This window comes from Emticicia sp. (assembly GCF_043780375.1).
Taxonomy (GTDB): Bacteria; Bacteroidota; Bacteroidia; order Cytophagales; family Spirosomataceae; genus Emticicia.
In genome coordinates, this window is sequence record NZ_JAYWCU010000003.1 from 1 (window position 1) to 6335 (window position 6335).

Consider the following 6335-nt stretch of genomic DNA (forward strand, 5'->3'; position numbering starts at 1 on the left):
GAATTTATAACTTTTTGACACGCTGCGGGTTTGGGCGACTGAAAAAAGACGGTGAAAAGGATAATTACATCTACATAAAAGTAACGGAAAATGTAGTAGAAGAAGTGAAGCACGGTGAGATAAAGGATTTTTTGAATGCTTTTTTGGAAAAAATAAATGCCAACGAAGATTTGATGAATACCTTTTTTAATACCCCAAAATTAACTGAGCTCAGCTTGAGTAATCTACCGATTGTAACACTTGATTTTAAGTTGTATGGCCCTGATTATCAGTACTATATTTTTGATAAAGCAGTTTGGAAAGTTACTCCAGAAAGTATTGAAGCGGTAAAACAAACCACTGGTGGAAAGTACGTTTGGAAAGACAAAGTTTTGAAATATGAAAATGTGATTGGCGAGCATACATATATCAAAAAACCTGAGATTTTGGAAGCTCCGTTTAAGATTTACAAAGACGAAAATGGCTCGTGGCAGATTGATATTTTGAATACTGATTGTTTGTTTATGCGGTTTTTGATGCAGACTTGCCGTGTGCATTGGCGGAAAGAACTGGAAGAACGATTGCGTTTTTTGGAAATATATGATACGGAAGCAAAGCAGAGAAAGTATTTAGAAATGAATGATTTTGGAGATGCTGAACTCAAGGTATTTAAGCATTTTTCTTTGGAAGAAAACCAAAAGGCATATTTGGAAAAATACAAGTTCTCATTGGAAGGCGAGTTGCTTACACATGACGAAATTAGAGAGCAGAAGCAATATTTTATCAATCGAGTTTTTACTATCGGCTATTGCTTGCATCGTCATAAGTTCAGGGATAGGGCTTGGATTGTGATTAATATGGATGCCTTGCAAAGTAGCCAGGGCGAGGCAAATGGTAGGGCAGGAAAGACGATTCAGTCTGATGCGATACGATTGTTTTGTAACACGGTTACGCTTCCAGGGCGGGCAGAAAATTTGGAGAAAAACCCGCATATTTTTGAAAATGTAAGGGCTGAAACTGACATCGTGTTGGTAGATGATATTAAGCCTAATTTGGATTTTTCGATATTTTATGAGCCTGCTACTTCGGATTTGATTGTCAATCCGAAAAACAAGACTTCTTTTCCGTTGAAATATCCTGTTAGTCCGAAGTTTATTTTGAATTCAAATTTTGGTGATGGTGATACTTCGGGTAGCTCTAAAGGCAGAAAGTTGATGAGCGTGTTTAGCGATTATTACCACGAAAAAACGGACAGATATGAGGAAGGTCGTAGCCCAGTAACGGATTTTGGAAAGCGGTTGTTTGACGACTTTACCTTGGAAGAATGGAACATGTTTTACAATACGATGTTTCGCTGTGTTTCTTTTTACTTGGGTGCTGGTGAGAAAGTAAATGCACCGATTGGAGCGATTGAGAAACGGGCGTATTTGAGCATTATGAATGACAACTTCAAGGGCTGGGCGGATGTGTATTTTTCGGTTGAGTTAGGAAGGTTAGATAGATTGATTGTGAGGGATGATGCCCATGAGGATTTTAAGCGATACTCGAAATTAGCTTGCACGGCTCAGAGCTTCTTCAAGCGATTGAAAGCATTCTGCGATTACTACGGCTATATTTTCAATCCTTCGATTATGCAGAATAACCAAGGCAGGATTATTAGAAGGGTGCAAAATCACTTATCGGGAGTTGAGTGCTTATATATTCAAACGCCTGGTACTGCAGTAGATGATGTGAAAGACGAAGACAAGATTGTAAACTAATTGATATATGAAAAACTGTAATTCTTGCCATTTTAGTTCGTATTCGGGCGGACAAGAAGGATATTCGGAAGAGAGAAAAATACCTTTGAGTAGATTTTCAAATATTTACTGCCGTAATAAAATTACTCAAGGTTATAAGGAGAAAGGCGAAACTTGTAATGATTTTTTACAAAGAACAAGTATTATAAATCAGGGTATTCATCAATCTAAACCAAAAAAAACATGACTACTTATGTGTGTGAGTTTAACACGGAAAAATCAAAAGAACTGAAATATCGGACAGTTCAGCGAAATTTTGAGTTAGCACAAGCGGCCTTCGGCTCATATTGTGCGAGAAACCATATAAAACCCTTGAAGGGCTGGAAATGGCGTACTACAAATAGCAATAAACATTTGAATTAAAATTTTTATAAATCATTAGAAGATATGGCACAAACGAAAATTGAAATACCAAAACAAAGAAATGTTAGTCAGATGTATCATTTTATTAACAGCCAACCATTTTTAAAAGATTACCAAAACTCGTTTAAAGGAATGAATGCTGATTTTAAAATCAGTAAAGCTGCTGGGCGACGGCATAGGAAAGATTTAAGGAAAATAATAAAACTTGCTAAGGCTGGCATAAAAGAATCATTGAAAGATACATGAATATGTGGAGCTGAAGAGCATTTTACGATTATCGCTTGCTTTAATGCCGAATGTAGGTGTGATAGAATAAAAAAAGAGCAGGTGGCTGCCTGCTCTTTAAAAATTAAACGAGTAATTTTTTAAATTTTAACGGTGCAAATGTAATGAAAAAGAATAACAGTAAACCGATACTATTTTCTACAGAAATGGTTCAGGCAATTTTGGACGGTCGTAAGACTATGACGAGACGAATAGTAAAATTTGGTTTCGACCAGAAAGATTTTTCTTTTATCAAAATAATGCAAAATACTGATAATCAGATTGGTACTCATGCCTTTTTCAATGGTGACCAGATAACTGCTACAATCAAATGCCCTTATGGGAATATTGGTGATGAGCTTTGGGTTAGAGAAACTTGGCAACAAAGAAGTGAAAAAGCTATGCAATTGGGTTTTGAAAAGTATTATTATAAAGCAGGTTGGGAAGGCTGCACAGACGGTGGTTGGAAACCTTCAATTTTTATGCCTCGTGAAGCTTCACGGATTACGCTTGAGATAACTGATATTAGGGTTGAGCGATTGCAGTCAATTTCGAATAAAGATGCAAAAGCAGAAGGTGCAGCTGTTAATCTTACGCTGAAAGATTTTGATTTACTCAAAGGATTAGAGTGGGTAATTCCAAGACCATTTCTTGAACACCAATTTGGTTTTTTAGCTCTTTGGAGTAGGATTAATGGAATTGATTCTTGGCAGGAAAACCCTTGGGTTTGGGTTATTGAATTTAACGTAAAGGAGGTGGGTGATGAAGAGTAAACCGAACTTCTTAATAATCGACCTTTTTTGTGGTGCTGGTGGAACAAGCACTGGTTTTCATGGTGCAAAAAATGGTATTGCAAAAGTAATAGCCTGTGTAAATCATGACGCAATTGCAATAAAAAGCCATTGGGCAAACTACCCTGATGTAAAGCATTTTGATGAAGATATTTTGACTTTAGACCTTACTGAATTGGTCAGAATCACGAAAGAAAACTTGCAATTATATCCACAATCGAAGTTGATTTTATGGGCCAGTTTGGAATGCACCAATTTCAGCAAAGCAAAGGGTGGTCAAGCTCGTGATGCCGACTCCCGAACTCTTGCCTGGGGATTGCCTCGTTACATAGAAGCCTTAAATCCTGATTACGTTCAAATTGAAAATGTAGTTGAATTTATGAGCTGGGGAGAAATTGACGAAAAAGGTAAGCCGATTTCGAGAAAAAAAGGTACTGACTGGATGAAATGGCGTGAGTTTATTAATAATCAATATGGATATTATGACGAATGGAAAGAAATGAATGCTGCCAATTTTGGTTCTTACACTTCTCGCAACAGATTATTTGGGTGCTTTGCTAAACTTGGATTGCCAATAAAATTTCCGAAATCTACTCACTCGAAAAATCCAAGTAAAGATTCGATGTTTGGCGACTTAAAAAAGTGGCGAGCAGTGAAAGATGTGCTTGATTTTGAAGACGAAGGAACATCTATTTTCAATCGTAAAATATCGTTAGTTGAAGCAAGTTTAGAGCGTATTTATGCAGGATTAGTAAAGCATATTCAAAATGGCGGTTCAAATTTTATTCTGAAATATAATTCGAAAGATGCTAACGGTAAGCATAATCCACCTTCTGTTGACGAGCCTTGCCATACTATTGCTTGCCAAAACAGGCTTGGATTGGTTTCTACGAATTTTATGGTCAGGTATTATTCGGGTAATCCTGATGGTAAATTTATGACCGTTGATAACCCTGCTGGCGTGATAACTACGATTGACCATCATTGCTTGGTTTCAACTAATTTTTTGAATCGGCAAAATGGAAATGATAAAGGTTGTTTGAGCATTGAAGCCCCAGCCCCAACACTAACAACTGTAAATAAAATTTCTAAAATTGAAGCTACCTACATTCTTAATCCTTCACACGGCGGTCATACTCAAACGATTGATGCTCCATGTCCTGTGATTGTTGCACGGCAGGATAAAGCACCACTTTATTTAATCAATTGCTTGGTTGGCAACTTTTCTATTCCAGTTTATGAAAACGACAGCCCAATGATGAAAAAAATTAAGGAATTTATGTCGAAACACGGGATTGTCGATATTAAAATGAGGATGCTCAAGGTTCTTGAATTGCTTAAAATACAGGGTTTTCCTGATGATTATAAACTTTATGGAAATCAAGCGGATATGAAAAAGTTTATCGGTAATAGCGTAGTTCCTTTGGTTGTTAAAAAATGGATTGAGGCACTGAATCAGGCTTTTGAGCTTAATTTATGTTCCACTGACAATTTTATAAAATTAGAGACAATGCCTATTAGTGATGTACCAAAACACTTATCTCACAAGGATTTTGATAAGATGGGTTAATTAAAAAATAGTTGTCTTACTAATATATACTATGACAGATAATACAAGACTAACCCTAACCGATAAGGTAGTAGCTGCTTTGGAATCGAATAATGATCAGGATTGGGACGATGCTTTTAAGCTCGTAAAAGTAAAGTGCCATCAAAGCGGCTTGAATGCTATGAGGTTTTTGTTTCAGGAGGTGTTCCCGGTGTATGCTGGTATTGATGCCGAAAAAACAGAAACTTGCCCTTACTGCAGTAAGGAGTGTAAAGGAGAATTTGGCTTACGTACCCACGTAAGTCGAATTCATAAGGATAAATTTTTGGAATTTAAACGACAGTATTTATAATGAATATACCTTTTGAAGTAGCAAAGCAATTTTGCGAAGATTATCAAAAAGACCAATGTATTATTCTTTCTTGGGATAAATCAAGTGGCGAAACTTGGGTAACAACTTTTGGTGTTGGTGATGAAAATTCAATTCAAGCTACCAATGGAGGTAAGATACTCAAAGACTATTTAAAATTACAACGTGAAAATGATTGCATACCTACACGTTTTGAAAAATGGGAAATTGAAAGCGTTGATAGGTATTGGTACTGGTCAAGCCGAAATGGCAAAACCTATATTGAAATTACTTATTGGTTTGAGATACACACTTTACAAAGAAAGGAAACAAAACGTAATATTGATAATCATTATGGCGACCATTATACTTTACCTGATTGGGCAAAGTCAATTACTGAAAACCGTAAAAGCCTAAATGACGAACGTATCTGGTAGGATATCAGCCAAAAGTTTTTTCATGAATACTTTAATCAAAATTAAGTAACTATAAAAAAAGCCCCAGTGGTGGAACACTGAGGCAAAGTATCACGATTGTAAACCGTTAAAATCAAACAACCATGACAGAGGCAAATGTAGCTCAAAATGAGCAAAACGAAAAACCAGTATCCGAATTATCTTTCGAGCAATTGAAAGAAGAGAAGTCCTTATTAAAGAATCTCATATTTGTGGCCAGAAGTCGCAAAAATGAAGTCTCTAAGGAATTGATGGAAAGGAAGCGATTACGGCTATCTTCGGAATGAAAATGATTTAGCTATTCACATAGTGGGTGCGTGATGGTAAAGGGCTTGTTCGAGAGAATAAGCCCTTTCTTGTTTTAGTACAATGTTTACAAATCCGCTTTTTGTTGCTTTTTTTTTGTTTTGCCGAGCTTTGCCGCTTCTTCGCTCTTCTTGACTACGAATAATTGAAAATTTTTGTAAACATTGTAAACACTGTAAACATGTATGGTTAAGTGTCTGAAAATCAGGTACTTAGAAACAGGAAAACTGCGGAATAATTTGTAAACAGTGTTTACAATGTTTACAAACTTTATTTTGAATTTGTAAACAGTAAAAAAATAAAAAGAAGAAAATAAGGGTGTTTACAAATTTTCATCGACAAAAAAAGGCTTGTAACAAACTAATTTTAAAGTTTGTAAACACTTAACTATCTGATAATGAGCATATTAAAGGCAATGTTTACAAAAATACAATGTTTACAAATTTTTTCGACTTCAACGGAAATGAGAATTATTTTTTG

Annotated in this window: 7 protein-coding genes and 1 pseudogene; all 8 read left to right on the forward strand. The window is 35.9% G+C overall.

Annotation, left to right across the window (positions count from 1 at the left end; genetic code table 11):
• Positions 1-1739: pseudogene (locus ACH2CJ_RS00200) on the forward strand (hypothetical protein); the annotation flags it as partial.
• A gap of 7 nt (positions 1740-1746) precedes the next feature.
• Positions 1747-1965: a hypothetical protein gene (locus ACH2CJ_RS00205; RefSeq protein ID WP_394990028.1), complete on the forward strand. Its 219-nt coding sequence runs from the start codon at positions 1747-1749 to the stop codon at positions 1963-1965.
• Between the two features lie 200 nt (positions 1966-2165).
• Positions 2166-2387 carry a hypothetical protein gene (locus ACH2CJ_RS00210; protein ID WP_394990030.1) on the forward strand — a complete coding sequence of 74 codons (222 nt, stop codon included), beginning with the start codon at positions 2166-2168 and terminating at the stop codon, positions 2385-2387.
• 143 nt (positions 2388-2530) lie between these two features.
• A complete protein-coding gene (locus ACH2CJ_RS00215; protein ID WP_394990032.1) occupies positions 2531-3178 on the forward strand; it encodes a hypothetical protein in 648 nt (215 codons plus the stop codon).
• Positions 3168-4766, forward strand: coding sequence for a DNA cytosine methyltransferase (locus ACH2CJ_RS00220; RefSeq protein WP_394990033.1), 1599 nt, complete (start codon positions 3168-3170; stop codon positions 4764-4766). Before ACH2CJ_RS00215 ends, ACH2CJ_RS00220 begins: the two co-directional genes overlap by 11 nt.
• Positions 4767-4797: 31 nt before the next feature.
• Complete coding sequence (locus ACH2CJ_RS00225) at positions 4798-5097, forward strand: hypothetical protein (RefSeq protein WP_394990035.1); 300 nt, start codon at positions 4798-4800, stop codon at positions 5095-5097.
• On the forward strand, positions 5097-5531 hold the full coding sequence (locus ACH2CJ_RS00230; RefSeq protein ID WP_394990037.1) for a hypothetical protein: 435 nt from the start codon (positions 5097-5099) through the stop codon (positions 5529-5531). Before ACH2CJ_RS00225 ends, ACH2CJ_RS00230 begins: the two co-directional genes overlap by 1 nt.
• A gap of 122 nt (positions 5532-5653) precedes the next feature.
• Positions 5654-5836, forward strand: coding sequence for a hypothetical protein (locus ACH2CJ_RS00235; RefSeq protein WP_394990039.1), 183 nt, complete (start codon positions 5654-5656; stop codon positions 5834-5836).
• Positions 5837-6335 lie beyond the last annotated feature (499 nt).